Here is a 22,849-nt window from a genome sequence, read left to right on the forward strand (position 1 = left end):
ACTATCGACTTAACAGAAAAATGAGAGAGTAATACCTCTGTATATAGGTGCTTTTTCCCTCTTATTGTGAAAAGTTTCACTTAAACTACCATGAAAATTAACTTCTGTGAGATCCGAAAAATGGCAATAATTAAATAGACGCAGCTCATTCATTTTTTAAAAAAGAGGAGAGCGCCCGCTATACATTTGGAGGAAAAAAGAACCTAACAGTGATAACTTTGTTCATAATATCCAAATAACTTTCAACGAAAGTGGATTTAAATTGTATCATTACAAGAACTACTCTTTCGCTTTAAAAGATAATAGGATCTCAAAAGAAGTGGCTGCAAAATTGGTTGGAAATTTTGCAAAAGATTTTATTAGTGATGGTGACCAATTATCTTTTGTAAATAAACCAGCGTATGATAGTCTTTATGAGAAAGATGTAGTTGAAAGCTGGGTAGCAGAAAAGGCAACAAAGAGTACATTAAAATGGTGAACTTAAGATATGGTTATGTTGAGTTTTTTATGACAGAGGATAAATCAAATACCTCTACTAAAGATCCCAATGTTAAAATCAACGACGACAATATTGCTTCAATATGTCCTTTTACACTGACACATAGTGAAGAAAAGGCTTATGGAAGTTTTCAAAATGATTTGAATTTAATGCGTTTAGAGGGATTAGGGCCAATTAGTATAGCAAAATTGTATGTTAAAGCAGGTTTCGATAAAAAGTACAACGTACAATACGCTTTATATACTGATAGGCCGGAGTACGTGCAATGGTCAAAAGAAGAAGATGAAAAAATACCTGCATCTGATAGAGGCACGAATGAACAGAACCACATACGATTCAAGAACATTGACATGGGAAGGTTCTTGCAAAAAAGTGATTATGAGGGATATATTGAGCATGATTCAAGCGATAGCTCAGAAGCCAAATCTGGCTTTCAAATGATAAAGAATGAAAATGGAGTTTGGCAAATTGCTTTTTCGCCAATTCAATAAATTATTGACCACAACTTCAAAATATATGGCTAAAAAAGCAGCCTCTTTCTTATTCGATAAAAGGGGAAAGATGAGATAGAAATTTCTTTTGATGGTTATTTGCAGTATTTAGTTGGTAACTGTTAAAGGACAATAAGTTATATATCAATTTATTGATAAAAAAGGTAGGGGCGAAGAGAAAAAAATTCATTCCTTGATAGTGATTTAAATAATGACTAGTAAATCAATTTTTAAGCTAAAGGCGTGATAAAAAAATAATTAAGGTAACTCAAAAATGGAGTTACCTTAATCTTTAGTTATCTTTTTATAGTTATTCTTTATACAAATTCTATAATTTCATCTAAATTTCTTCTGGTTTTAGCGCGTTTTGGATCTTCCATTCTATAGCCAAAGGCTACCATTACTGAAGGCTTCCAATTTTCTCCTTTTATTAATTTTTGTTCTTTTAGGATATTTTCCACTTCATCATAATTAAAGCCTTCCATTGGACAAGAATCTATTCCAATAAGAGCAGCAGATGTCATCATATTAGCCATAGCAATATAACTTTGTTTAGAAGACCAATCGTATAATGCTCGTTCGTTGTTTATAATTCCACGGGCTTCTTGCGTATCTTTTAGAGCATTGGATATAAACTCCATAATTTCATCTGGCATCTTTTGAACGTCTTTCATATGTTTAAAAATATAATCAGAGTCATATCTAACATCAGTGCGACTTAGTATGATTATAAAATGACTTGCGGTATCAAGTTGACTTATTGCACCCAAAGAAACTTCTTTTAGTCGTTCCCTTAATTCAGCATTTTGCACAATTAAAAATTTCCAAGGTTCAAAACCTAATGAGCTTGGAGATAACCTTCCCGCTTCAAGTATAAAGTTAAAATCCTCTTCTGAAATTTTTTTTCTGTTATCGAAATTTTTAGTTGCATGTCTATACTGTAAAGCATTAATTACTTGTTCTTTTACTAGTAAATCTGTATTCATGATTATTTTCTCCATTCTATGGTTAATTCTGGTTGTTGGTTTATTGGACTAAATTTTGATTTACCCAATCTTGCAATTCTTTTTCTTTATGCAACTCTGTAAATAGAGAGGAAATAGTCTCACTTTTTAAGACTGTTATCCAAGAAGTTTCCGCTCTTTCCATTAAGTCACTTAGCACACATGCTTCTTTGTCCTTCTTATGAACCATTTCTCCTAAAACATTATTGGAATAGTACAATGCTTGTTGTCCCTCGATTGCTAGAAAAATATCATATATCCTTATTTCACTAGGGGTCTTTTTTAGTTTAAATCCCCCTTTTTTACCAGGAACTGAAGCAATTAGATCAGAATCTGCAAGCTTCCTTAATATTTTTTGAAAATAAGTCGGTGAAGCTCCTATCTGGTTACTTATTGCTTCGCCTGGCAAAACGGACTTAGCGGGTAACATACTAAGTAAACAAATGGCATATACACTTTGTTCGAATCCATTTTTAATTTGCATAACAACCACCACTTTTCTATATCGTATAAAATAAGATAAACAAGACAATGATTATCTTGTTTTATCTTATTTTATAAAACAATAATAAAAAAGTAAAGAGAAAAGTGCGGAAATAAAAAAAGGTATTGGTTTTTTACAAATTAAATCGTTATTCAATCTGTCTTTTATGACCTTGACTACTATCGATAATAAATCAGAGGAGAATAGATGAGACAATTTTTTAAAGATAATAAGTGGATTATTCCTATTTCATTATTGATTGTATTAATCCCTGTGGGTCTAAATATCTTTTATATATATTGATTTAAATACAGGTAAGGATTTAGGTAATGCCGAATGGTTGGCGTTTTGGGGGAGTTATCTTGGAGGGGCAGCAACCTTAATCGCAGTGTGCTTAACATTAAGCCAAAATATGAAGGTTATTAAACAAAATGAAAAGATTTTTATTCAGAATCAAGAAAATTTAAAATTTCAAGAAGAGCGCTCAAGGATAGCTCTTATGCCGTATATAGAAGTAATGGTATCTCTTGATGAAGATATGAGTTTGCATAAAACAAAACTTCATCCTCCTAATGGTTTTATAATCTTAAAAAACAAAAATGATGCCATAAGATTTAGTTCTGATTTCCCCGAAAAGTATCATCAAACTATTGAACAGTTATGTGAATGGGGAGAAAAAAACCGTAATAATTGACTTCTTTTGTATAGATAATGAGAACCCATTTGGAAATAGAGTGAGATTAATTCAGTATTTTATATTAGAGAACAGAAAACAGTTACCTAATTGGTAACTGTTTTCTGTTCTAATAGTCGTGCCAGTAATCCTGTAGTAAAAAGTAAAGAAGTTCTACTTATGTTACAACAGGGCAGAATCCCTATAATAAATGGGTTAGCGTCAGGAAAATTCGGATTTCAACGTAAGTGGATTCCAAGGACGCTACCCCCGTTTTTAACTACATTAAGGAAGCTTTAATGGTCTTAAAGAATCAGTCGAGGCCATCTACTTCGAATTAAAATGGCCAAATCTTAGTACAACAATAAAATACCTTACATATAAGGTGTTATAAGCTGGTTTCCTCATTAAGAAGCCTCTTCTGGTTGTGCGATTTCAAATTCACCTTCTGCATACTCTTGCTCCGCATAATGGCTTCCCCATTGACAGAGCTCCTGCAAGATAGGTTTAAGAGATTCTCCAAGTTCAGTGGATGAATATTCAACCTTCGGTGGTACTTGATTATACATCTTTCTGCTCACAAGTCCACTGTCTTCAAGCTCTCTAAGTGTTTGAATCAGCATTTTCTGAGTTATATTTGGGACAATACGCTTTAATTCACTCGTTCTCTTTGGTCCATTCATTAAAAAGTATAATACAAGACCTTTCCATTTTCCGCCAATAACTTCCTTTGTCACTTCAAAACCACAACTAAATTTTTTCAAGTCTAAACCTCTCCATTCCACATTTATTACTTTTTAGTTACTATATCACAAAAAAGTGGGTACTTCCGTTAATGTGCTTACTGAAGGATACTATATCTTGTAAGTTGTTCTTCAAGTACTTGGGGAATGGTGTAACGGAATCGCCGCAAAATATAAAATTTATAGGAGGAGTCAATATGACCAATCAACAAGTTCAACTCAATATTCGTTTTAAGGCTAAACCAGGGAAGAAAGAAGAATTCCGCAAGGAGCTATCTTCCCTTATTGAGGAGATGTCATCCGAGAAGGCATTCATTAGCGCCATTGTATCGGACGATCTGGATCAGCCGGATGACTTGATCATTTATGAAACATGGCAAGGCACGAGAGATAGCTGGCTTGCGGAAGAATTTATTAAACCATACCGCAAGAATTACGAAGGAACACTGGGCGATTTAATTGTGGATAGAAGCGTCAGCTGGTTGCAACCGAAGGGCGAATGGGGAAGTCATATAACGAATGCGTGATGACGTTGAATCTTTAATCATTTAACCGAAGAAGGCAAACGCCTTGAAAGTGTGGTTATCCCTATTCTTAGGGATACCCATAAAACCGTATTGAATGGAATAACGGATGAACAATCCGATGTGTTACATAATTTAATTTCAAAAATTATTACCAATACATCAGGAGGAAATAAAGGATGAATATTGTTGTACTCGTAGGAAGTCTAAGGAAAGAGTCTTATAACATGCAGCTGGCTAAAACAATGCAGGAAAGATACAAAGAAAAAATGAACTTGGAAATTGCCGACATCCGTTCCTTGCCTCATTTTGATCAAGATGAAGAAAACAATCCGCCGCAGTCTGTAAAAGAATTCAAAGAGGCAGTTTCAAATGCTGACGGAGTTGTCATTATTACTCCGGAATACAACTGGTCGATTCCTGGTGTTTTGAAAAACGCCTTGGACTGGGCTTCGAGGGTGGATAAGGTTTTCATTGGCAAACCAGTCATGGCTCTCGGTGCGACTATGGGAATGCTCGGAACCGTCCGTGCCCAAATGCATTTGCGTGAAATTCTGGATGCCCCTGGCATTCAAGCAAGAATCCTTCCTCCGGGCGGAAATGAAGTACTAATCGGTTTTGCCCATCAGAAGTTTGATGAACAATCAGGCCAATTAGTTGACGAAGGAACGCTTAATTTCTTGGACAGTAAAGTCGAAGCATTTATTGACTTTGTAAAATCACAAAATTAAATGAACAACAAAAAGACCGGCCCGCAATATGGCCGGTCTTTTCGCTTACCTGAGGAGGTGTCTGCCAGGTAAGGTGGATATGGCGGCTAACGGGATCCTCTTCCTATGGACAGGTACGTTCTACCCCGGCTACCGTAATGATAAAACTATATAAAAAATGGTCACCCAGAAATATCTGGCTGACCTTATAATACGAACGTGGCAGGTTGAATAAAGCAGGTATCTTGACAATCGTTTTTACACAATTATAATAGATATTAGAGAGTCTTATAGTCTTTAATAGATAGGAAGGGTTGAATACATTGAAGTACTCAAAAGCAACTAATTACGCTCTTCATACAATGTTAAATTTAGCCTTGTCAAAATCAAGCAAACCAATAGGGGTACAGACACTAGCAGAAAAGCTGAATGTTTCACCAACTTACTTATCTAAAATCCTAACCAAGCTTGTAAAAGAAGGAATGGTATCTTCTGTGTCAGGAGCAAATGGTGGATATTCATTGACAAGAGGCTGGGAATCCATTTCTTTTCTTGATATTATTTTTGCTATTGAGGGAAAGTCATCATTGTTTGAGTGCGGATTAGACCATGGACCTCAATGTCAGATCCAAAAAGTAATGTTGAAGTCCGAAGAAAAAATGGAAGAAGAATTAAGGCGGCAAACCCTGGCAGATTTAGCTAAGACATCTGAATAATTAAATGATGTCTTTTTTTATCCCTTTATTATAGATAATAAAGGTCTTTAATATATTTAATTAAAAGGAGTGTATATTATTATGTTAGATTGTGTAATTGTAGGTGGAGGTCCAGCGGGTTTAAACGCTGCACTTGTATTAGGCAGGGCAAGAAGAAATGTGATTTTATTCGACAATAACTCTCCAAGAAACGCAGTTACCCAAGAGTCGCATGGATTTATTACAAGAGACGGAATTAAACCAAGAGAATTTAGAGAAATTGCTCATCAGGACATAGCCAAGTATCCTTCTATCATGATAAGAAATGAAAAAATTATTGATGTAAAAAAAACGGGAATGCATTTCGAAGTCGTGACCGAAAAAGGAGAATGTATTGAAGGGAAGAAGGTGATTTTAGCTACAGGACTTAAGGAAATTCATCCGGCAATAGAAAACATTATGGATTTCTATGGAAAAAGTCTTTTCAGCTGTCCTTATTGTGATGGCTGGGAGTTGAAAGACCTTCCGCTAATGATTATTTCAGAAAGCTACTCTGCTTTCCATATGGCTAAAACAGTTTACAATTGGAGCAAAGACTTAATTGTTTGTACCAATGGAAAAAAGATATTGACCGTAGAGCAAATGAATATGTTACAAAGAAAAGGAATTAAAGTATATGAGCAAAAAATTAAATCTCTTATAGGCGGAAATGGGAGTTTAGAAGCTGTAATTTTTGAGGATGGTGAAGAGGTAAAGAGGAATGGAGGATTTGTGACACCTAAATGGATTCAAGCCACCACTTTCGGTCAATCTTTAGGATGTAAAACACAGGAGCTCGGTGGAATTATAACTGATCAATTTGGCAGAACTAATATTGAAGGGCTATATGCCGCTGGAGATACATCAGTTATTGCTCCTTCACAAGTGATTATTGCAGCAGCGGAAGGTTCTAGAGCCGCAATGGGAGTCAATACAGACTTATCTCAAGATGATTTTAATTAAACTATTTAAAAACTTTGTGAAACAATGTACTTAAACTATAGGGTGCTTGAGTTTAAGAAAGGATTGGCTGCGGCGATTCTTTTCTTGTTGCACTAATGGGTGAGTTTAATTTAAGATCGATGTTTTACTTTTATTCAACAACGGGCCATTTTGTTGAATAAAAGAATTATAATAAGAAATTCTTATCAATTTTCATTAAATATATGTAATTTTAATTATTAAAAGTTCAAGGTATACTCGATATGAACGAATTAATTGGGGATAGAGGATTTTTTATTTTGTTGCAGTCAATAAATAGATACCCGCTCGGCTTTCTGATTGTTCATTTAATTAGAGGTATTCCGTAAGCTGAAAACTGATAAGATAAACATCCAATTGGCAATAATTTTAGGTGCCGGTCAAGTCATTGCGATGGTGGGGAATGAGAGCAATGTCATTCTGGATTGAAATAAATAGAAAGGAAGATTAGCACCGCTAACAATCAGGTACGATTGTGGATTAACCCCTTTGATTTAAACAACTCATTTTAACCCCGTCTAAGAAAGTAGAATGGGGTTATTCTGAATGAGGTTTTAAAGGAGAGTATGAGGGTGAAGATACAAATTGTATTATTTGAAGGATTTGGGGAACTTGTCGCTTTGGCACCTTATGAAGTTTTAAAGCGAGGAATCGAGGCAGGAGCTCCATTCGAGATTGAATTAGTCGCAAGTCAGTCTCAAAAAGAAGTCGTTTCATCCTTAGGCGTTCAAGTAACGGTCCATGATTTTTTACGTTTAGACAACAGACCAGATTTGTTAATCATCCCTGGCGGTGGCTGGAACCATAAAGTTCAAACTGGCCGTCAGGCGGTGTACCATTCCATGAGAAGATTTTTTATATTTTTCAAATTGCTCCTCGCCTTTCATTTTTTAATCCCAATCCACGTCATATAAAAATTCAAATCGTTTCATGTTCATCGATGGTGGAACTTGCTTTAAAACAGCGTTTCTTAACAGGATGAGCCCTTTGTTCTCAAGCTGGGCGATTTGGCCAATCTGATTTGACATTTTTATAATTTTCCTTGTACGGGCCAGTCTTTTTCTTTCATATTCTTTAAACGCTGTGACAATCTCCCCGGCAGTCATCAAGCATCTCGCTAAGACATAGGCGTCCTCCATCGCTAGCCCGGCTCCTTGTCCCAGATTGGGGGTTGTCGCATGGGCGGCATCGCCGAGCAGGACAATCCGGCCAAAAGCGAATTGTTGGATCGGCTTAATATCCAAAATATCATTGTGGATAAGTGACTTTTCATCTGTAGCATGGAGGATCTGTGGAATGGGTCTATGATACCCCTTAAAGATCGAGAGCAAATCTTTTATACCGTACTTTGCGATCCGCTGATCGCGGGCTTTTGCCTTCACACAGGCAAACCAATAAATTTTACCGCCGGCAAGAGGAACAATACCATATCGTCCCGAAGGCCCCCATGTTTCCGTTGCCACAAGATTATCAATCACGATTGCTGGGTCAGTGATGACAGCTCGCCAGCACGTATAGCCGGCATATCTTGGCTTGGAATCCGGCACTAAATTTCTTCGAAAAAGGGAGTTGATCCCATCCGCGGCCACTACGGCATCCGAGCGGACGGTTTCTCCATCTTCGAATGAAATTGTTACACCATCTTGTTCCTGCACAAAATCCACGCATCGCTTATTAAATACTATCGTTCCCGGCTTTAACGCATTCCTTAGGACAAGCAGCAGGTCTGCTCTATGGATCGTGACATTATCCGTACCAAACCGTTCGCTGACCATAAGCGAATCCGTTTCCGTAATGGGCTTTCCTTTATCTGATAAAATAATCATTTTGCGCAAAATTTGGCTATGTTCCATCATTTGTTCTTTAAGTCCCAGCTTATCTAGAGCTTTCATCGCGTTTGCACCGACCCCGAGACCTGCTCCTTGTGATTGAAAGGTGGCTGCGCCTTCATACAACGTGACGTCATGTCCTCTCTGCTGTAATGCAAAGGCCGTACATATCCCGCCGATTCCTCCGCCTATAATACTGATATTTGCCATTTGATTATTCTCCCTTCTTGCAGACTCCAAACCCAGCCTTTATTAATCTGATTTACTCAAAAGCAAATAAACGGTAAATGTCGTACCTTGATCAGGCTCACTCACGACGCGGATGAACCCGCCATGGGCTCTGACTAAATGATGAGCGATCGATAATCCGAGCCCTGTTCCGCCAGTATGCCGCGAACGGGCTTTTTCCACGCGATAAAAACGATCGAATAGGTGGGCAAGCTCTTCGGCTGGAATACCGATGCCGGTGTCTATCACTGAGACACATGTATAGACTTCATTCCGCTCCAAAACTTTGTCTTTCATTACAACCGAAATCCTTCCGCCTTCCGGCGTGTAGCGGATTGCATTTGTCAACAAATTGATGAATACCTGCGTGATCCGTCTCGAGTCGGCCATCACCGTCACCGGCCTCGTGTTAGAATAGAAGCTCAATCCAAGTCCGTTTTCCTCAGCTTCCATTTTCACATCATCAACAACTTGTTCAAGTCTCGCCGACAGATCAAGCCGTTGGCAATCCAATGCCAACCGGCCCGCTTCAGCCAATGACAAGACATGAAGATCTTCCACAAGCAGGCCTAAGCGGATCACTTCGTCTTGGAGTCTAAGCAGCATTTCCGGAGGGACGTGTTGACCTGGCTGTTGGGCATTTTCTAATTTTAGCTGCATGATAGACAGCGGAGTTCGAAGCTCATGTGCAACATCAGCTATTAATCGCCTGCGGGCGTCTTCAGCTTCACGAAGGCGAAGCGTCATATCGTTGAATGTCTGGATTACTTTGCCATATTCGTCTTTTGATTGTACAGGAACGTTCACGTCCAGATCCCCCTGGGCAACGCGTTCGATAGCAGCAACAAGCTTTCTAAGCGGGATCGTCAGTACACCCGAAATCCATAAACTGAAGAAAAGCCCGGTTGCTACGAAAAATACCCATTTTTCAAACCAAAATTGCTTCAACTTACCCAAAAAGTAAGTCTTCAAGATCTCGATTTGTTCCTCTGGCGGTGCGTTCAAATACGCTCCATCGATTTCTTCCTTATGAAATTGATCGAACAAAAAACTCATGTAAAACTGATTGCTAACAATATGAGAGGCTCCAAGAATAAGAACGAGCAGCCCCGTGTAAACAAATATTTTTTGACGTACCGTCAACCTCATGATTGTTCACCGAATCGGTAACCAAAACCGTATACCGTTTGAATATAACGAGGATTGGCGGGATCGTCTCCCAGCTTGCGGCGTAGATTTCGGATATGGGAATCCATTGTTCTTTCGTATCCCATATATTCGTCCGAAAGGGCAGTTTTTAATAATTGCAGGCGGCTGAAAACCATTCCCGGTCTTGCTGCCAACGTGTACAAGATTTAAAATTCCGTTGGTGTCAGTTGGATTTCCTTGCCGCCCTTGAATACTTGACATTTGGCCTCGGAAATAGTCAGGTTGTCTCTTTCCAGGAATGTCGACCTATCCTCAGGTCCGCGCAAGCGGCGAAGTAAAGCTCGGATTCGCGAAGCAAGCTCGCGTAAGCTGAACGGTTTTGTTAAATAATCGTCCGCACCGATTTCCAGACCTACGATTTTATCCGCTTCATCCGATCGGGCTGTGACCATAATAATACCGCAATTTGATATTTGCCTAATTTCGCGGCATACCTCGATGCCGCTTTTCTCAGGGAGCATCCAATCGAGTACGACGATATCAGGCCGTTCAGATCCGGCAATCCTTAGCGCTTCCTGACCGGTACAGGCTGTCAATACCCGAAACCCTTCACGCTCGAGATAGGTGTGCATTTCCTCAAGCATGCCCGGTTCATCCTCCACCAGCAACAATTTCGTTTCCATTCCCATCACCACTTCCCAGTTTAATCTGCTTCCTGTGCGAGATTATACCATTACCGAAAATTATACCGTGATTTACCATATTCTTGAAGGTTTCCACGCAAAAAGAGGAAGATCTGCATAAGTTCTCGACATTTATTTTTTAAACTGATTGTGAAACGATAGCAATATTCAGTTTACAAAAACAACAAAGTGGAGGGTTTAACAAATGAAAATGAAGCTAGTTTCATTCGTAATACTTTGTGCATTTCTACTTGTGCCAACTCTGGCCTCTGCTGAAGCGGCCAACGGTAATATTGGTTACGGATTTACCCCTGGTCGACTCTGGGCCACGATGGACGCGGTGGTGGGGCTGATTTGCTCGATCCTCGCCGGGTTGTCTCTGGCCCGCTCCGCTGGTCGTTTCGGTGCGGGCAGCGGGCGACGTGGGGCCATTGTGGCCATGGTGGTGGGAGTAATTGTCATCGTCTACGCTGTGGTGCATGTGACCATATTCCCTGGTGGTCCCGGCACCGGTGATGGCCGAGTCGGGGCTATCATTGCCATAGTGATGGGGCTGACTAGCACGATCCTCTCAGGGATCACGCTAAGCCGCTCCCGCCGCAGCGCCGGCTGACGAAAGCCCTGTAGTTGGCATAATGCATTTGATGTTTTTTAAAAAAAAGGCATGAAGACTAGAATTGGAATCGATAAAAGGGTGGAAGTCCAAACATTCAAGGGATAATAAACAATACTAATGTATGAGTTTAACATTCTTCAATCATGGGAATATGTGCTAGATTTAGAAAAAATGAATCTGATCTTTGTATAGTTTACAGAAAAAAACAGGAATGGGGTGGAATGAAATTGAGAAGGAGGATTATAGCAATCATCTTGTTTGGTCTGATCATTTTCCCCCTATTCAACTCAACGCGAAATGATGGAAGCATGCAAGCAGAGCGCCCTGGAACTTCAGTCTTCACCGAAGTAGATAGTTTTATTGCTCGTGAAATGAAACGACAACGTCTTCCAGGGCTGGCTCTCGGGATTGTACAGGGGGATCGTATTCTTTACCTTAAGGGATATGGCCAAGCCGATTCATCGGGGCGTCCTGTAACACCTGAAACACCTTTCGGATTAGGTTCGATCGGCAAGTCGATTACGGCTATTGCTGTTCTACAGCTTGTCGAAGCAGGGAAAATTGACTTAGATGCGCCTATACAGCGCTATCTACCGACCCACTATAAAGGTGCAGAGTTCATTACTGTACGTCAGTTGCTTAATCAAACAAGTGGGTTCACCCAAATCTCTACTTTTAGCAACACGCTGGAAAGTGTCAATAATCAAAATCAAAACGCTATAGAGAAAAACGCCTTGTCTTATGCGGAAAAGTTTTTAAAGGGAACCAAGCAAACTCAACATCCGTACACGTATTCGAATGCAAATTATGTACTTCTTGGATATATTGTGCAACGAGTATCCGGCCAGTCCTATGGCAACTATGTAAAGGAACATATTTTCAGCCCTCTGTCTATGCATGATAGCTATGTAACGCTCGATGAAGCGGCTTCACACGGACTGGCTACGCCATACCGTCGGATATTTGGACACAACGTTGCCTACGACGGCCCCTTTGTTTATATTGCCGGGGATGCTCCAGCGGGCTACATGTATACCAGTGCGAAGGACATGAGCCATTACTTGATTGCCCAGATGAACGGAGGCAGATTTGAAGATGAATCCGTGCTTACTTGGAAAAGCATACGTCTCATGCAGACCGAACCTGTTCCAGGAACGTACGCCATGGGGTGGTCGTCAGATACCATTAACGGTTTACCGGTCATTGGATCGCCGGGTGGCTCATTAGGATTCCAAGCCCAAACTTTTATGGTTCCGGAACAACAACTGGGAGTTATCGTTTTCGCTAACGTTCTTGACGCGATCGATGCTGAATGGCCTGAAACACACGTCATTACAACTACACACATCGCCTCCGGGGTGATAAACTTACTAAATGAACAACCGATTGGAGGATCCGGTCTAAGCATTTCGCAGAAATATTTTCTTGTAAATGGATTAATTTTCATTCTCAGCGCTTGGTTATTATATACGACCGCAAGAACTGCGAAGCGCTGCTTTACGCCATGGGTTCCTGAGAATTTCGGCCATTCTAAAATAACCATCAAAGCTATAGTAAGAATTGTTCTACATTTTGCAGGTTTGCTTATTATCCTGCTGTTGAGTATGACTCGGGTTGTACCGATATGGCATATGGCAGCAATCTTCCAGCCGGACGTAATCAATTGGCTGAAGGTCATGACTGTCATTCTGGCACTAAAGGGAAGCATGGAGATCATTCGGTTGGTTCGGTCGATTGGGCATGAAAATACTTCCTTTTGAAATATGACACCCGTTCACTTAAATACAATTTTTACAAAGCCGCTTACAAAAAGCTTTTCCTATCATTTGTGTATCCATTTTATATCACTTGTTCCAATAGGCTTTTGCTTCTTCCTCAAGTACCTTTAATCTTTTGTAGTAATCAGGAAACTCGTTAAGATGAGCCAGTGCAATTTTCCCAGTCATAATAGGGTCATCGCCTGTAACATTCGTTTGGCTTGATATTTTTCCATGTTCAAGCTCTGTATTTACTCCCATCCAAAACTCATCTAAATCAAACTTGCTTTTATTAAAATCAATGCCTAAAAGTAAAGCGATTGCCGCTGCTTCCTCTTTGGAAAAAGATTTAACCCTAGTTGCAGAACGACTATTCCTATACCCGTATGGACTAGTTGGGTATAGAAATTGCGTACCATAGTTATAACCGTTACTGAAGTGGTTCAAATACGGATTATGATAGTAGTACAAAACACATCTCTCCTAAACAGGTAGTTAACAACAATATACGTTATTTGCCTATTTATGAGCATGTCTTCTAAAAGTAGTGAATTCAACAAAAAATACGACTTAGCTAATTGAACCAATGGTGCCTATTACTTCAATTTATGATGTTGTTTTAGGTTTAACGATGTGGTAATGGGTATAGAAGAATTTCAGCCTTTTAGTTATGATTGTAGGTTGCTCGAACAATGACAGCAATGATACTAAAAAGAGCGATGATGAAAAGGATTTCAGCTTTAGCTTGGAATCCTTTTTAAATTATATAAATTTATTCGTTTTTTGATGGATTTTAGCAGTATAATAGTATTTGTATTTTTACTATGACAAATTTTTTTCTATGCCATTACAAAAATTTGTTACCTTAGTTAAAAATAATAAAATTATTCCATTTCAATTATAAAAAGAGGTGCATTATGCAGCAAAGATGGTTTCAAAAATCATGGGGGATTATTTTATTATTCCTTTCACTACTTATTATATTTACTGGTTGTTCACAACAAAATAATACAGAAATCAAAGAAAATAAAACTCAAGAAGTAAGCAAAAACGTTGAAGCCAAAAAAACAACTAGTGAAAGCGAAGATAGTCCAAGCGTTCCTGCCACGAGTACACCGACGACAACAAGTGTTAATGGTGACTTTGACTACAGTAAATATACGGTAATTGAAGTAGATGGCGGAGATAGGTCAGGTTATAGAAAGCCGAATGTCAGAGTGGATATCGGGTTTGGCGACAGGGAATATTGGGCTTTTACAAATGAATACGGACAGCTGATTCGTGTTGAGGCAAAAAATATAACACTTCAAAATCCGAATACTGAACATGTTACATCTTCTGGGAGATACTATCCTGATGAAGCAAAGGTTCCAGGGACTGAGCGTCCAGATTTAGATCAAGGACATGTGATTGCAGATTCACTTGGGGGAGTATCAAACGCCTATAACATTACACCTCAGGACAGCATTCTCAATCGACACGGCGATCAAGCTTATATGGAAAAAGTGATTCGAGATGCAGGAGGTTGTACCGATTTCGTAGCAGTGATTTCATATCCAAACACTCAGACGCAAATTCCTAGCCATTATAAATTCACCTACAAAATACAGGGCAGATCCATTACTGATGAATTTGACAATGTCAACCCAGATGAAGTGAACAAAAATTTAAGGGAAACGACAGGTACGAGTGGTACGCCACCGAAAACAGACAATGTACCAGCAAACGGAACGGAAAATAGTAATGAAAATATTAGTAAGGTGGATACCAACCATAATGGAATTGTGACGATCGCGGAAGCCAAAGCTGCTGGCTTTAAAATGCCAATTACGCGCGATTCATGGCTCTATAAATATATGGACGACCGAGATGGTGATGGACTAGTAGGTGAGTAAACAAGGCTATATACAAATATTACACAAAAATGAAGAAAGGCTGCTATTTATGGCGGCTTTTTTCTTGTTGTACCAGCGGGGCAGTTTAGTTGAACAAGTTGTAAATTTAACATTTATAAGTAGGAGCATTTCTTTGTAATGAATAAAAAATTATTAGTCAAAGTCCCATTGACTAAACAAGTTAATTTGACTAAAATATTCTTTAAATTAAAAACGGAATATAAAGCGATGAAGAGAAGAGTAATTTTGATTAATTATTCACAGAGAGCTCCTGTTGGTGGAATGGAGTAATAATTAGCTTAATGAAAAAGCCTCGGAGCTTCGCACGGATCTAAGCTTGATTATTCTTAGTGATACTGCGACGGGATCTCCCGATAAAGAGATAGGGTATAATCAATTTATTTTATTGACGTACCTAAAGAGGTTGGTATGGTAACATATCAACAAACTGAGGTGGTACCACGAAGCTAAACTCTCGTCCTCAAGATGAACAATCTTGGGGGTGGGAGTTTTTTTGTTGATAAAAATATATTGTCTTATTGGTAAATGAGCAAATAACAGGAGGTAAATAAAATGGGTAACGAACAAAGAACAAGAAGAATAGAAAAACTAGAAACGTTAATGGCTCAGGGAATAACGGCCTATCCCGAAAAATTTTCAGCAAACTACGAACTTAACGAAGCTGCACGACTTGAGGATGGTAAAACGGGAGTAAAAGTTGCGGGACGAATAATGAGTATTAGAGATTTTAATAAACTGAGTTTTATTACGATCTCAAACATTAATGGAAGCCTTCAACTACTATTAAAAAAAGAAGAAGTTGGTGATGGACCATTTGAACAATTTTTGGAGTTTGTAGATATTGGGGACTTTATAGGTGCTGAAGGGCGAATGTATTCGACAAAAACAGGTGAGAAAACATTGCGTATCGAAAGCTATGTATTTCTTGGAAAGGCATTACGAACTTTGCCTGAGAAGTGGCACGGATTAAGTAATGTTGAACTTCGATATAGACAGCGTTACTTAGATTTAATGATGACGAAAGACACTCAAAATCGATTGTTAACCAGAACAAGCATGGTTCGTGCGATTCGCAGATTTTTTGAGGAAAAAGGTTTTTTGGAAGTTGAAACACCAGTATTGCAACATACATCATCGGGTGCACTAGCTGAGCCTTTTAAAACGTTTCATAACGCGTTAGACACTGAATTAAATTTAAGAATAGCTCCAGAAACATATTTGAAGAGATTAATTGTTGGTGGTTTTACCAAAGTATTTGAATTTGCAAAGTGTTTCCGAAATGAAGGGATTAGCCCTCAGCATCTTCAAGAGTTTACAATGGTTGAAGGCTATGCGGCATATTGGAATTATGAGGACACAATGAAATTAATGCGTGAAATGCTTCTGAATGTGCTTGAACAAACATTTAATACAACGACAATACTGATACAAGGTCAAGCTATTGATTTTTCATTAAATTGGGAAGTTATCTCTTTCCGAGATTTAATTTTAAAAGACACAGGAATTGATATTGACCTTTATCCTGATGTTAAGGATTTATACCAAGAAACGAAGGAAAAAAATCTTCAATTAGATCACCCTGATATTGAATCTTTAGGGAGAGGTAATTTTATTGATCTTCTTTACAAAAAAATGTGCAGACCTAAACTTATCAAGCCAACCTTTTTAATCCAGCATCCAATTGATTTATCTCCATTGGCACGTGCAAATGATCATAACCCTACTATTACAGATCGATTTCAATTGGTGGTAAACAGTGCTGAAATAATAAATGCCTATTCTGAGTTAGTTGATCCACTTGAACAAAGAAGAAGGCTGGAAGAACAAGCTATACTTAAAAATAATGGTGATATAGAAGCTATGGAGATGGACGAAGATTATTTAGTTGCTATGGAATATGGCATGCCGCCAATTTCAGGCTGGGGATTTGGCATAGAACGTTTGCTAATGGTGTTAACTGATAGTGATACGATTAAAGATTGCGTTTTGTTTCCATTAACTAAAAAATTATAATCAACAATCCAATTGGATATTTAAGGTGGTAAACTGAAGTCTCAGTTACCACCTTATTTGAAAAAGGGTACAAAAAAGAAAATTATTTTTCGTTTCTAACCCCCCTAAATGACAATAAAGCAGTTTTTAATGACGCATAAGAACCTATAGCAGCATATCCATAGAACCACCCCATAAAAATACCTGCTACTAGATGATGTCTGTGACTTATAAAAATGGAAATACTTAATCCTAAAATAAGAGCAATAGTGGGTACAAACTTTTTGGGAATCTTCAGAATCACTTTTAGTATTTCAGTAATAATCATGATTAGCGGGACTGCTATTACAGCATCCCAAAAATTAGTATGTATCGTGGGGAAATCCATTCGGAACACACCCTTTTACAATCATTATGTCCTTATTATAGAAAAATAATAGTAAGTACATTGATGGGTGAACAGTAAGAAGTACATAGTTAAAAAATTAGGGTTCCTTGCAAACAATGTCAACAAATGCTATTCTATAGATGAATTATTTTTGTTCGGTGTATAAGATGGTATTAGTAAAACTTTTCGTCTTGATGATCACTGAGAGCAAGGATAGTAATACAATGTGTGTACGAACACAGTAGGAGGCAACAAACATGGAAAAAGGTAAAGTAAAATGGTTTAATGGCGAAAAAGGTTTCGGATTCATCGAACGTGAAGGTGGAGAAGATGTATTCGTTCATTTCTCAGCTATCCAAGGCGAAGGGTATAAAACACTAGAAGAAGGTCAAGAAGTGACTTTTGATGTTGAGCAAGGCCAACGTGGAGCTCAAGCAGCTAACGTTCGTAAAGCTTAATAACAATGGCAAATATGGACAGGCTCTTTTTTTAGAGTCTGTCTTTTATTTTTCTTAAAAACAAAAAACCCCACTCACTGATGAGTAGGGAACATGAAAACAGTAATTCAAATGGTAAACACATTCTAACATATAATTTGTAGAATTCCTAATTTTCTTCATCATAATTGGATAAACATAACCAGATAGGCAACTCAAAGTAGAATAGTAATGGGGTGAATGTATGAGTAAAGCTAAGGGGAAAAGCGGAATAGGCAGAGGAACAGACAAAAAAGGATGGAATCGTTGGCAAGCTAGTGCAAACAAAGCAAAGAGTGCCAAACCCTATATAAGTAAAGGTACAAAAAAAACGGATATTGCCAAGACCACGAGGAATAGTTAAAAGATGTGAGGGACCATACTGGTTCCTTTTTTGTTTTGTGTTCATAAACGGGGCAGTGTAATGATTTAATGTTAAAACTCTTCATGACGTTTGTTAAAAAATACGACAATAGCGACAGGTGATATCGCTGCCAAATGCAATAATACCATTTGTAAAGATGGAATATCATAATATTAATAATCTTGCCAAAAAGTGAATAAGGTAAAACAGTATATTCTCCGAAGGGGGAGTCAAATTGAAACAATTTAGAAAATGGATAAATCGGACGTTCAATCATGATTCCAGAAAAAAAATGACTCTCGTTATGGGAGCTCAATACGAACCGCAAATATTTGGACAACCAGTTGAACGAACCCAAACTTCGTTAATAAGGAACAGAGATGCTGAAAAATACTTTCGTCCTTCCTCCCTCCCTATTAAAAATACCCTCGTTAAGAACAGCCAATTTTTTGATCCCTATTATGAAAAAGACTTCAAAGAAATTAAACTCCCTGCAACATTAACTCGGACTCCTGATGAAACTGTTTTATACTACTTTAGTATTTTAAGAGAGGCAGAAAACCTCACTCAAAACCAGTTGGGTGGATGCGGAACTGTGGGCATGGCAAAGTTCCCCTATCCAATAGCTTATAACTTTTTTACTAAAGACTATCACAAAAGGGTTTCCTATCATGAATATCTTCAATCGTTTGCTGGAATTGGACATCTAAATTTAATTAAGATGAACAGACTACCTTATGAAAAAGACATTGTTCCTTATTTCATTGAGCTTGAAAGCATCGAAGGTTCATCAAGAGGTGTCACCTATTTTGCATATTATTACGGCTATGTCCAATTAAAAAAAGTTCAAAACCAGTATAAAATTGACCAGATGAAATTGTACGGAGAGGACTTCCTATGTGCCCCCTATCATCTTTGGCAGCATGATGCGGAAGCAGTTGTTGCGATTATGTATGGAGAATGGTGCAAATTAATAAAAAAACAGTTACCTACTAAACAAGATGGGTACGTCAAGACTATTGATTTTATTGGTACGGATGGAGCCGATTATCGATTTATCTTTTATCAATTAACAAATGATACAGATGTATTAATTTCTCAATATAAAAAGGATTCTCTAGGAAACTGGGATTCCATCAAAATTGACCCTATCAAATGTCTGAAAAAATAAACGTGATAGTAAAGAAACTCGAGTCACTATTTGCTTGAAGCCCATTGGCAAACCTTTTCGAATTGTTCACCAACAAGACACAATCGATTTCCATACTTGTTATAAAATAGAAATAAAGGCCCGTTTAAGCAATCTTTGAGGGGTTGCTATAACCATATAATAAGTGTGGTGAAAACGATGGAAAAATATGATTTCATCATCATTGGCGCAGGAATGGGAGGGTTAAGTGCTGCCAATTTTCTCGCTAAGCATAACAAAAAAGTGTTGGTGTTGGAAAAGCATACGGTGCCGGGAGGACTGGTGACGTCTTTTTCCAGAAAAGACGTTCATTTCGATTTGGGGATTCATGGACTTTATGAATTAAAGGAAAATCAATCAATCCCGCAGTTCTTGGAATACTGGGGCGCACCACCCATCGACACCATTCCATGCCATGGAGATATGCACTGTTATATCGACGGGGAAAAACACGTATTTAAGCATGGGAGCATAAAAGATGATTTTAAAAGAGAATTTTCGGGGTATGAAGCGGATGTTGAGAAGCTTTTTGGCATAATGGAAACAATCAATCAGGAAATGTTTTCAGGAACGGAAGCGCCAGAACCCCCTTATGATATGAATTTGTTAGAGCTAATTCGGTTTGGAATAAAGTCCAAAAAACAGAAACCAATTTTTATGAAATATGGCAATAAAGATGCGAAGAAAATACTCGATCAATTTACCGATTGTGACGAACTGAAATCTGCTATTTACTCCTATTGCCCCTATCCGATGGTGTTTATGGCGTTTGCTTATCAGTGGGGGGTGTTCAGCAACAACGAATATCCTAAAGCTGGCATGCAGGCGATTCCCAATGCCGTGGTCAAAAGCCTCATCAGGATGGGTGGGGAACTGAAGCTGAATAATGAAGTAACAGAAATTCTAGTTGAAGATGGAATGGCCTATGGTGTCAGGACAAAGACTGGGAACGAATATTATGGAAAGGTAATCAGCAATGCATCGCCACAGTATACCTATAACTGGATTAAGACAGAAGAAAAATACGTGAAAAAGATGCACCGGAAGATGGCGGATAAAAAAATCTTCCCCTCCATCTGTGCTCTGTTTATGGCTATCAATGACCAGTATAATTTTGGGAAAGTGGAGTGTATCACCATGACTGGAAGAAAAGATTATCAGAAACAGCCAGAAGAATATACGGATGAAAATGTTCCGATTGTCATGAACATTTATCCTAAACGGGATGGAGACCGATATAGACCCATTATAGCGCTAATTCCGCTCCCATACAGTTACGGAGACAACTGGAAAACGGAAGAAGGAAAGGTGCGTGGGGAGGCGTATAGGGAGCATAAGAATCGAGTTGAAGAAAATATCTTATGCCGAATAAAAAATCACTTGGGCAATGACTTTATAAATGCCCTTGAACATCATGAGTTATCTACTCCCATTACTTATGAAAGATACACATACAGCCAGCATGGTTCTTTTATGGGATGGTCAGTAGAAGAGAAAGAGTATGGGAAATTTATAAAACAGACGACGGATATAAAAAATTTATATTTGGTTGGACAATGGGTTTTTCCAGGTTTTGGTGTGGCAGGGGTTATGGCCAGCGGCTATTATCTGGCCAAAGAGATCCTAAAAGGTGACGGAATCGATTTGAAGAAGGAATTCACAGACCATTTCAAATCCGTCATTAAATAAGGCGAAGGTATATTCAGCTTAAGCCCTTCATGGGGTATCAATTTGAAGTTCCATAGTTTATTGGGTGAACATAATATAATGAAAAGTACCGGGAGAATAGGAGGAAATGCACGTGCCTTCGGTTATTAATGTAGGATTATTAAACATAAATTCTCCTCAACCTAGTTCCGCCATTTTTATTGGCGAAGGGATTGTCAATGGGATGGATGCTAACAGGAAACAAAATCTAAACCAGGGGGGAATATACGGTATTAACACCATTAATGCCGGGAATATAAATAATGTTGCAGATAGTTTTGAAATCGTGGACGGGGTAATCTTTGACCAGGATTTCAAGCCTGCCTCAGGAGTGACTATATAAACAATGGTTTTTAGCAAGTGAACTACTCAAGATTCAGTAACATAAATTAAATCAATAAGCTTCATGAATAATGAACTAAAGTGGTGAACCAAGAATGGTTAAGACTACAAATTTTAATTTTACGGGTAACATTCATGTCCAAACAATGGAGAGACAATGTGGTATTTTTATCGGGGAGCAAAACACTGCCATAGGTTGGAGTGCTCATGGCAAGCAAAACAGCGTAATCGGAAGTATCGGCGGACAATCTAATGTACTATCTCACAATATATCGATCCTAATTGACCCCGACATCGTAGATACTCCAATTGATGATCGGGACATTCACATTGCTATTGAGAATTCAAATGGTGAAAACAATACAACAAATTTAAACCTTAAAAGTCTAAATGTTAATGCCATGCTGCCAAGCAGCGCATTATTCGTTGGCAAAGGTCATGTGAATGGGATTGAAGGAAATCAAAAGCAAAATACAAACCACGGTAACATAACTGGGAATCAAAATCAGCTAATGGGTAATATCAATTTAACTAATGATCAGGATCAGGTCGATGCCATCATGGATGATCGTGATATCAAGATTGCAAGCATTGAAAAAGAATGATTTCAACCTTCCAGGGATCCTTTTTTGGAAGGTTTTTTATTATCTTCCTTAGTGATCACCTCTAGAGTACGTCCCCAAAAAGGCAAGAACAAAGACATATACATAAACATATTTTATTATAAGAAATTGCCCATTTACTTAAGCCAATCAGCATTTGGGAGACAGGTCAGTTAATGAATAATACATGAGAGTGTGAGATAAAGATGCAGCGAAGAATCATGAACAACTTTATAATTAAGGGAATTAATGTAAATTCTATTGATACATCATCTGGAGTATTTATTGGAATCAATTATGCAAATAACTGGTCTTCCCATCAAAAAACGAATCACGGTTTTGGTACATTGCATCATTCACAAGTTACCGATACGTTTAGCTTAGTAATCGATAACGATGTCATTGACACACCAATAGAAAGTCATGCAGTGACGTACATGGATGGATGGAAAGATAAACAAAAAATGGACACCCCAACAGAAAATGAAGCAATCACAATCATCAATGAATACGAAGATGTACAAAAACTAATTGATATTAAGGAAATAAACGTAAACAGTTTATTTACAAATTCAGCTGTTACAGTTGGAGAGAACCTTCTAAATGGATGGAGTGCGCACAGGAAAACTAACGAAGGAACAGGCAGAACGACTGGGATTAGTCAGCTCGCATCCAATACCAATATTGTCATTGATAATGATGTGATTGATGCGCCAATTGGCGATAAGCTTCAAAATCAAAATCCTACTCAAATGAGAGGTGAATGAT

Annotated in this window: 26 protein-coding genes, 1 pseudogene and 1 other annotated feature; of the genes and pseudogenes, 19 read left to right on the forward strand and 8 right to left on the reverse strand. The window is 38.3% G+C overall.

The genetic code is table 11. From position 1 onward, the window contains the following. Window positions 1-262 precede the first annotated feature (262 nt). Together AR334_RS00270 and AR334_RS00275 are read left to right on the forward strand one after the other, a co-directional pair. Window positions 263-478, forward strand: coding sequence for a hypothetical protein (locus AR334_RS00270; protein WP_066303656.1), 216 nt, complete (start codon window positions 263-265; stop codon window positions 476-478). Next, a complete protein-coding gene (locus AR334_RS00275; protein ID WP_253701136.1) occupies window positions 472-990 on the forward strand; it encodes an RNA polymerase subunit sigma in 519 nt (172 codons plus the stop codon). The genes AR334_RS00270 and AR334_RS00275 overlap by 7 nt, the downstream gene beginning before the upstream one ends. 317 nt (window positions 991-1,307) lie before the next feature. Here AR334_RS00275 and AR334_RS00280 read toward each other — a convergent pair whose 3' ends face one another. Then, window positions 1,308-1,976: an NAD(P)H-dependent oxidoreductase gene (locus tag AR334_RS00280; protein ID WP_082692705.1), complete on the reverse strand. Its 669-nt coding sequence runs from the start codon at window positions 1,974-1,976 to the stop codon at window positions 1,308-1,310. A 40-nt stretch (window positions 1,977-2,016) separates the two neighbouring features. Further along, a complete protein-coding gene (locus AR334_RS00285) occupies window positions 2,017-2,478 on the reverse strand; it encodes an Rrf2 family transcriptional regulator (RefSeq protein WP_066303659.1) in 462 nt (153 codons plus the stop codon). Between the two features lie 340 nt (window positions 2,479-2,818). On the opposite strand from AR334_RS00285, the gene AR334_RS00290 reads away from it, so the two are divergent. Beyond that, on the forward strand, window positions 2,819-3,172 hold the full coding sequence (locus AR334_RS00290; protein WP_066303665.1) for a hypothetical protein: 354 nt from the start codon (window positions 2,819-2,821) through the stop codon (window positions 3,170-3,172). Window positions 3,173-3,558: 386 nt separating this feature from the next. Here the strand turns inward: AR334_RS00290 and AR334_RS00295 are convergent, their stop codons facing one another. Further along, window positions 3,559-3,915: a winged helix-turn-helix transcriptional regulator gene (locus tag AR334_RS00295; protein WP_007085798.1), complete on the reverse strand. Its 357-nt coding sequence runs from the start codon at window positions 3,913-3,915 to the stop codon at window positions 3,559-3,561. A gap of 176 nt (window positions 3,916-4,091) precedes the next feature. Between AR334_RS00295 and AR334_RS00300 the strand changes: the two genes are divergently transcribed. From AR334_RS00300 to AR334_RS00320, 5 genes are all read left to right on the forward strand, one after another. Then, on the forward strand, window positions 4,092-4,421 hold the full coding sequence (locus AR334_RS00300; protein ID WP_007085797.1) for a putative quinol monooxygenase: 330 nt from the start codon (window positions 4,092-4,094) through the stop codon (window positions 4,419-4,421). 176 nt (window positions 4,422-4,597) lie between these two features. Continuing rightward, entirely contained in the window at window positions 4,598-5,149 is a 552-nt protein-coding gene (locus AR334_RS00305) for an NADPH-dependent FMN reductase (RefSeq protein ID WP_007085796.1), read from the forward strand. A gap of 302 nt (window positions 5,150-5,451) precedes the next feature. Beyond that, entirely contained in the window at window positions 5,452-5,844 is a 393-nt protein-coding gene (locus AR334_RS00310) for an Rrf2 family transcriptional regulator (protein WP_066303669.1), read from the forward strand. A 78-nt stretch (window positions 5,845-5,922) separates the two neighbouring features. Continuing rightward, on the forward strand, window positions 5,923-6,825 hold the full coding sequence (locus AR334_RS00315; protein ID WP_066305134.1) for an NAD(P)/FAD-dependent oxidoreductase: 903 nt from the start codon (window positions 5,923-5,925) through the stop codon (window positions 6,823-6,825). A 590-nt stretch (window positions 6,826-7,415) separates the two neighbouring features. Next, complete coding sequence (locus tag AR334_RS00320; RefSeq protein ID WP_082692706.1) at window positions 7,416-7,757, forward strand: DJ-1/PfpI family protein; 342 nt, start codon at window positions 7,416-7,418, stop codon at window positions 7,755-7,757. Here AR334_RS00320 and AR334_RS00325 read toward each other — a convergent pair. The 3 genes and pseudogenes from AR334_RS00325 to AR334_RS00335 all read right to left on the reverse strand — a co-directional run bounded on the left by AR334_RS00325 (window position 7,734) and on the right by AR334_RS00335 (window position 10,732). Then, window positions 7,734-8,882, reverse strand: a complete 1,149-nt coding sequence (locus AR334_RS00325; RefSeq protein WP_066303673.1) for an FAD-dependent monooxygenase — start codon at window positions 8,880-8,882, stop codon at window positions 7,734-7,736. The genes AR334_RS00320 and AR334_RS00325 overlap by 24 nt on opposite strands. A gap of 42 nt (window positions 8,883-8,924) precedes the next feature. Continuing rightward, window positions 8,925-10,049 carry a cell wall metabolism sensor histidine kinase WalK gene (locus AR334_RS00330; RefSeq protein ID WP_066303675.1) on the reverse strand — a complete coding sequence of 375 codons (1,125 nt, stop codon included), beginning with the start codon at window positions 10,047-10,049 and terminating at the stop codon, window positions 8,925-8,927. Further along, window positions 10,046-10,732 (reverse strand): annotated as a pseudogene (locus AR334_RS00335) (response regulator transcription factor). The gene AR334_RS00330 and the pseudogene AR334_RS00335 overlap by 4 nt, the downstream one beginning before the upstream one ends. Window positions 10,733-10,937: 205 nt before the next feature. On the opposite strand from AR334_RS00335, the gene AR334_RS00340 reads away from it, so the two are divergent. Further along, window positions 10,938-11,345, forward strand: a complete 408-nt coding sequence (locus AR334_RS00340) for a DUF6223 family protein (RefSeq protein ID WP_066303677.1) — start codon at window positions 10,938-10,940, stop codon at window positions 11,343-11,345. A 311-nt stretch (window positions 11,346-11,656) separates the two neighbouring features. Beyond that, on the forward strand, window positions 11,657-13,108 hold the full coding sequence (locus AR334_RS00345; RefSeq protein WP_301337148.1) for a serine hydrolase: 1,452 nt from the start codon (window positions 11,657-11,659) through the stop codon (window positions 13,106-13,108). An 84-nt stretch (window positions 13,109-13,192) separates the two neighbouring features. On the opposite strand, the gene AR334_RS29795 is transcribed toward AR334_RS00345, so the two are convergent. Beyond that, window positions 13,193-13,576: a DUF5661 family protein gene (locus AR334_RS29795; protein ID WP_172799132.1), complete on the reverse strand. Its 384-nt coding sequence runs from the start codon at window positions 13,574-13,576 to the stop codon at window positions 13,193-13,195. A gap of 446 nt (window positions 13,577-14,022) precedes the next feature. On the opposite strand from AR334_RS29795, the gene AR334_RS00355 reads away from it, so the two are divergent. After that, entirely contained in the window at window positions 14,023-15,000 is a 978-nt protein-coding gene (locus AR334_RS00355; RefSeq protein WP_066303682.1) for a DNA/RNA non-specific endonuclease, read from the forward strand. Between the two features lie 219 nt (window positions 15,001-15,219). Continuing rightward, window positions 15,220-15,486, forward strand: a binding site (T-box leader). Window positions 15,487-15,573: 87 nt separating this feature from the next. Further along, complete coding sequence (gene lysS / locus AR334_RS00360; protein ID WP_066303684.1) at window positions 15,574-17,034, forward strand: lysine--tRNA ligase; 1,461 nt, start codon at window positions 15,574-15,576, stop codon at window positions 17,032-17,034. Window positions 17,035-17,116: 82 nt separating this feature from the next. On the opposite strand, the gene AR334_RS00365 is transcribed toward lysS, so the two are convergent. After that, window positions 17,117-17,401 (reverse strand): hypothetical protein, encoded by a 285-nt coding sequence (locus AR334_RS00365; RefSeq protein ID WP_066303689.1) that lies wholly within the window; start codon window positions 17,399-17,401, stop codon window positions 17,117-17,119. Window positions 17,402-17,658: 257 nt separating this feature from the next. Between AR334_RS00365 and AR334_RS00370 the strand changes: the two genes are divergently transcribed. The 7 genes from AR334_RS00370 to AR334_RS00395 all read left to right on the forward strand — a co-directional run bounded on the left by AR334_RS00370 (window position 17,659) and on the right by AR334_RS00395 (window position 22,848). Then, window positions 17,659-17,859 (forward strand): cold-shock protein, encoded by a 201-nt coding sequence (locus AR334_RS00370; protein ID WP_027322326.1) that lies wholly within the window; start codon window positions 17,659-17,661, stop codon window positions 17,857-17,859. Window positions 17,860-18,082: 223 nt separating this feature from the next. Then, the gene (locus AR334_RS28600) at window positions 18,083-18,241 is read left to right on the forward strand and encodes a DUF3934 domain-containing protein (protein WP_082692708.1); all 159 of its coding nucleotides are present in this window, start codon (window positions 18,083-18,085) and stop codon (window positions 18,239-18,241) included. A 235-nt stretch (window positions 18,242-18,476) separates the two neighbouring features. After that, on the forward strand, window positions 18,477-19,412 hold the full coding sequence (locus AR334_RS00375) for a hypothetical protein (RefSeq protein ID WP_082692709.1): 936 nt from the start codon (window positions 18,477-18,479) through the stop codon (window positions 19,410-19,412). A gap of 177 nt (window positions 19,413-19,589) precedes the next feature. After that, window positions 19,590-21,119 carry an NAD(P)/FAD-dependent oxidoreductase gene (locus tag AR334_RS00380; RefSeq protein ID WP_066303693.1) on the forward strand — a complete coding sequence of 510 codons (1,530 nt, stop codon included), beginning with the start codon at window positions 19,590-19,592 and terminating at the stop codon, window positions 21,117-21,119. A 112-nt stretch (window positions 21,120-21,231) separates the two neighbouring features. Next, window positions 21,232-21,480, forward strand: a complete 249-nt coding sequence (locus AR334_RS00385) for a hypothetical protein (protein WP_066303696.1) — start codon at window positions 21,232-21,234, stop codon at window positions 21,478-21,480. A 94-nt stretch (window positions 21,481-21,574) separates the two neighbouring features. Further along, entirely contained in the window at window positions 21,575-22,084 is a 510-nt protein-coding gene (locus tag AR334_RS00390) for a hypothetical protein (protein WP_066303699.1), read from the forward strand. Between the two features lie 203 nt (window positions 22,085-22,287). After that, window positions 22,288-22,848: a hypothetical protein gene (locus tag AR334_RS00395; RefSeq protein ID WP_066303703.1), complete on the forward strand. Its 561-nt coding sequence runs from the start codon at window positions 22,288-22,290 to the stop codon at window positions 22,846-22,848. Window position 22,849 lies beyond the last annotated feature (1 nt).

This window comes from Bacillus sp. FJAT-29814 (genome assembly GCF_001510715.1).
In the GTDB taxonomy this organism is placed as follows: Bacteria; Bacillota; Bacilli; order Bacillales; family Cytobacillaceae; genus Neobacillus.

Bases quoted from the DNA above. Each gene is read 5' to 3' on its own strand.
- AR334_RS00275 (WP_253701136.1), top strand. From the start codon at position 472: ATGGTGAACTTAAGATATGGTTATGTTGAGTTTTTTATGACAGAGGAT.
- AR334_RS00280 (WP_082692705.1), bottom strand. From the start codon at position 1,976: ATGAATACAGATTTACTAGTAAAAGAACAAGTAATTAATGCTTTACAG.
- AR334_RS00285 (WP_066303659.1), bottom strand. From the start codon at position 2,478: ATGCAAATTAAAAATGGATTCGAACAAAGTGTATATGCCATTTGTTTA.
- AR334_RS00300 (WP_007085797.1), top strand. From the start codon at position 4,092: ATGACCAATCAACAAGTTCAACTCAATATTCGTTTTAAGGCTAAACCA.
- AR334_RS00305 (WP_007085796.1), top strand. From the start codon at position 4,598: ATGAATATTGTTGTACTCGTAGGAAGTCTAAGGAAAGAGTCTTATAAC.
- AR334_RS00325 (WP_066303673.1), bottom strand. From the start codon at position 8,882: ATGGCAAATATCAGTATTATAGGCGGAGGAATCGGCGGGATATGTACG.
- AR334_RS00330 (WP_066303675.1), bottom strand. From the start codon at position 10,049: ATGAGGTTGACGGTACGTCAAAAAATATTTGTTTACACGGGGCTGCTC.
- AR334_RS00340 (WP_066303677.1), top strand. From the start codon at position 10,938: ATGAAAATGAAGCTAGTTTCATTCGTAATACTTTGTGCATTTCTACTT.
- AR334_RS00345 (WP_301337148.1), top strand. From the start codon at position 11,657: ATGCAAGCAGAGCGCCCTGGAACTTCAGTCTTCACCGAAGTAGATAGT.
- AR334_RS00355 (WP_066303682.1), top strand. From the start codon at position 14,023: ATGCAGCAAAGATGGTTTCAAAAATCATGGGGGATTATTTTATTATTC.
- lysS (WP_066303684.1), top strand. From the start codon at position 15,574: ATGGGTAACGAACAAAGAACAAGAAGAATAGAAAAACTAGAAACGTTA.
- AR334_RS00365 (WP_066303689.1), bottom strand. From the start codon at position 17,401: ATGGATTTCCCCACGATACATACTAATTTTTGGGATGCTGTAATAGCA.
- AR334_RS00370 (WP_027322326.1), top strand. From the start codon at position 17,659: ATGGAAAAAGGTAAAGTAAAATGGTTTAATGGCGAAAAAGGTTTCGGA.
- AR334_RS28600 (WP_082692708.1), top strand. From the start codon at position 18,083: ATGAGTAAAGCTAAGGGGAAAAGCGGAATAGGCAGAGGAACAGACAAA.
- AR334_RS00380 (WP_066303693.1), top strand. From the start codon at position 19,590: ATGGAAAAATATGATTTCATCATCATTGGCGCAGGAATGGGAGGGTTA.
- AR334_RS00390 (WP_066303699.1), top strand. From the start codon at position 21,575: ATGGTTAAGACTACAAATTTTAATTTTACGGGTAACATTCATGTCCAA.
- AR334_RS00395 (WP_066303703.1), top strand. From the start codon at position 22,288: ATGCAGCGAAGAATCATGAACAACTTTATAATTAAGGGAATTAATGTA.